Genomic DNA, 3249 nt, shown 5'->3' with positions numbered 1-3249 from the left:
CGGCCGGCGCGGCGCCGCCGGTGACCGCGGCGGGTCCGGAGACCTCCCCCCGGCCGGCTGCGTCCCCGGCGGAGCCGCCGACGCGCACGACGTACGCCGCCGAGCCGCCGTTGTTGAAGAACCCGTAGACGGAGTGCGCGAGGTAGTAGCCGTCGGTGAAGTCGCCGAAGGCCGCGACGTACTGGGTCCAGTTGGTCACCAGCGTCGGCTCGTTCAGCGGGCCGGTCGGCGCCAGACCGACGAAGGCCGCCACCGACGTGCCGACCCCCTCGATCGGGCGGGAACCGCTCGCCACCTCCTCGACGTAGACGCCGGGCGACAGATAGGACGGCATGCTCTGCTCTCCTCGGATACGAGACAGGACACCCCACCTTGACGCGCGCGCGGCGCCCGTCGAAACGTCCCCCGGTACCCGGCCGGGGGCACTCTCGTTGCCCCCTCCGCTGCCTGGAGGGGCAGATCCCGGGCGCCCGGCGGGGACCGCCCCGGCTGCCCCGACGACTGCCCGCGCGGGCCTGCGGGGCGGCGGAGGCGCCCGGGGGAGCGGATTCTTCGTGTGACGACCGGGACCGGCAGCAGAGCCGGGAGCCGGCGGCCACGGACCCGGGCCGCACGGCCCGCGCTCCCGGGCAACCGGCGGGATCCCGGGGCAACGCACCCTGCCCCTGGGTCTCCTGTCCGCGGGCGCGGGCGGAACTAGCGTGCCGGGGTGAGCCTTTGGACTTCCCTGGAACCCTCTTCCGTCACCGTCGACCCCGGGAGCAGTACGCGGGTGCGTCTGCGTCTGCGCAACACCGGCGACGTGGTGGACGAATACCGCTTCGAGCCCGTCGGCGACATCGCGCCCTGGACGACGGTGGAGCCGACGACCCTGCGGTTGTACCCGGGCACCACGGGGACGGTCGAGCTGACGTTCGCACCGCCCCGGACCCCCGACGCCACGGCCGGGCCCAATCCGTACGCGGTGCGGATCACACCGACCGAGCACCCCGAGGCCGTGACGGTTCCGGAGGGGAACCTGACGATCACCCCGTTCGCCGAGGTGCGCGCGGAACTCGTGCCGCCGACCGTCAAGGGCCGCCTGCGCGGACGCCCGAGACTGGCGGTGGACAACCTCGGCAACACCAAGGTGACGGCGTCGGTCACGGGCAGCGACAACGGCGACCACCTCGCGTACGAACTCCGTCCCGGGAGCGTCCAGATCGACCCCGGCCGGGCAGCGTTCGTCGACACGACCCTGCGCCCCCGGCAGATCGTCTGGTTCGGCTCCAGGGAAGAACGGCCCTACACCCTCGCGGTGCGCCGCTCCGGCAGCGAGCCGCTGGAGGTCGAGGGAACCTACGTCCAGCGCGGCTTCCTCCCGCGCTGGCTGGCCACCTTCTTCGGGCTCCTCCTGGCCCTGGGCATCGCCTTCGTGATGATCTGGATCTCCTACAGGCCGCAGGTCCGCACCGCGGCCACCGAGGTCCCCGAGCAGGCCGGCGCCACTCTGCCCGTCACCCCGCCCCTCTCCCCGCCGCCGCCCAGCGCCGAACCCGAACCCGAACCCGAGCCGCAGAAGAGCGAGAAGCCGCGGGACGACGGCGGTGGCGGGGGAGGGCAGTCCCCGGAACCCGCGGGACCGCCGCCCGTCGTGCCCGCCGAGAAGGTCCTGCTGCGCAACGCCGCCACCCGCATGTGCGCCGATCTGCCGGGCAACGACAAGGGCCAGATCAACATGGCCGTGCAGCAGGCCGGATGCGTCGGCAGCGAAGGCGACAACCAGCTCTGGAACCTCGAGGTGAAGTACCCGACACTCGGCCCCGGCGGCACGCCGCTCTTCCAGATCCGCAACGTCAAGGACCAGTTCTGCATGGACCTCGGCGAGTACGGCGGCCGGCCCGTGGGCACCGGCATCGGCGAGTTCCACTGCGACGGCACCACCGCCGACAACCAGCTGTGGTGGATCGACAAGCAGGACAGCGGCGATTACTGGATCCGCAACTACGCCAGCAACAACAGGTGCCTGAACGTGAACGGCGGGGCGAGCGTCGGGGACCGGCTGAACATCTCCGACTGCAGCAACACCGGCAACCAGGAGTGGAAGATCGTCCATCCCAAGAACGACTGACGCGCGCGGCGGCCCCGGATCACCAGCCGCCCTCGCCCGGCACGAGCCGCCCCGCCTTGCGGTACTCCCGCCGGGCGCCCTCCAGCAGATCGTCCGCCGTCACCTCGCCACCGCGCCCGGCGGCGAGGTAGGCGGCGGTGACCACCGCGCCGCGGATGGAACCGCCGGCCAGCTCGAAGTCCCGGGCCAGCGGGGCCGCGTCGATGCCGTCGGCGGACGGTACGTGCGCCAGCCCGTGCCGCCACAGTGCGAGGCGCTGCCCGGCGTCCGGGAACGGGAAGTCGACCACCAGGTCCAGCCGCCGGGTGAACGCTGCGTCGATGTTCGCGCGGAGGTTGGTGGTGAGCAGCGCGATCCCGTCGAACGACTCCAGACGCTGGAGCAGGTAGGAGCTCTCCATGTTGGCGTAGCGGTCGTGGGCGTCCTTGACCTCGGAGCGCTTGCCGAAGACGGCGTCGGCCTCGTCGAAGAGCAGCACCGCGTCGGTGCGGTCCGCCTCCGTGAAGATCCGCTCCAGGTTCTTCTCGGTCTCGCCGACGTACTTGTCCACGACCGACGACAGCTGGACCACGTACAGGTCGAGACCGAGGTCGGCCGCGACGACCTCCGCCGACAGCGTCTTTCCGGTGCCGGACTCCCCGGCGAACAGGCCGAGGACGCCCCGGCCGCGCCCGCCGCCGGCACTGAGCCGCCAGTCGCCGAGCACACGGTCGCGGTGGCGGGCCCGCAGGGCCAGTTCGCGCAGCTGCCCGAGGGGCCCTTCGGGCAGGACCAGGTCCCCCCAGCCCACGGCCGGCCGGATGCGCCGGGTATGGCTCTCCAGCCCCGAGGCCGACTGCCGGCGCGCCGCGCGCCGTACATGGGCGGCGGTGACCGGACCGCCGTCGAAGGCGGCCAGTGCCCGGGCGGCCCGCGCGGCCCGCCGCACCCGGTCCCCGCCGAGGCGGTACGGGGCGACCGTCGCGGCCAGGTCGAAGCCGTCGGCGTCCGCGCCCAGCACGGCCCGCCAGGCGGCCGTCCCCCCGTCCCGGCGGCCCGGCGCGTCCAGGACCAGCGGGTCCTCGGGGCACCAGTACGGGTCGTACGGGCGGGGATCGGCCAGCAGTACGGTCACGTCCGGCGCGGCGGCGAGCGCCCGC

General features: G+C 73.6%; 2 protein-coding genes and 1 pseudogene. 1 reads left to right on the top strand and 2 read right to left on the bottom strand.

Annotated elements, in window-relative coordinates; all coding sequences use genetic code 11:
- A pseudogene (locus ABZW32_RS39335) lies at window positions 1–334 on the bottom strand (phage tail sheath family protein); the annotation flags it as partial.
- 375 nt (window positions 335–709) lie between these two features.
- Between ABZW32_RS39335 and ABZW32_RS39330 the strand changes: the two are divergent.
- Window positions 710–2110 (top strand): RICIN domain-containing protein, encoded by a 1401-nt coding sequence (locus ABZW32_RS39330; protein ID WP_356225660.1) that lies wholly within the window; start codon window positions 710–712, stop codon window positions 2108–2110.
- A 19-nt stretch (window positions 2111–2129) separates the two neighbouring features.
- Here the strand turns inward: ABZW32_RS39330 and ABZW32_RS39325 are convergent.
- The coding region (locus ABZW32_RS39325; RefSeq protein ID WP_356225658.1) for an AAA family ATPase at window positions 2130–3249 on the bottom strand (1120 nt) is incomplete at its 5' end.

It is taken from the genome of Streptomyces sp. NPDC004667 (assembly GCF_040609475.1).
Taxonomy (GTDB): Bacteria; Actinomycetota; Actinomycetes; order Streptomycetales; family Streptomycetaceae; genus Streptomyces.
This window is presented reverse-complemented; position numbering and strand designations above follow the sequence as displayed.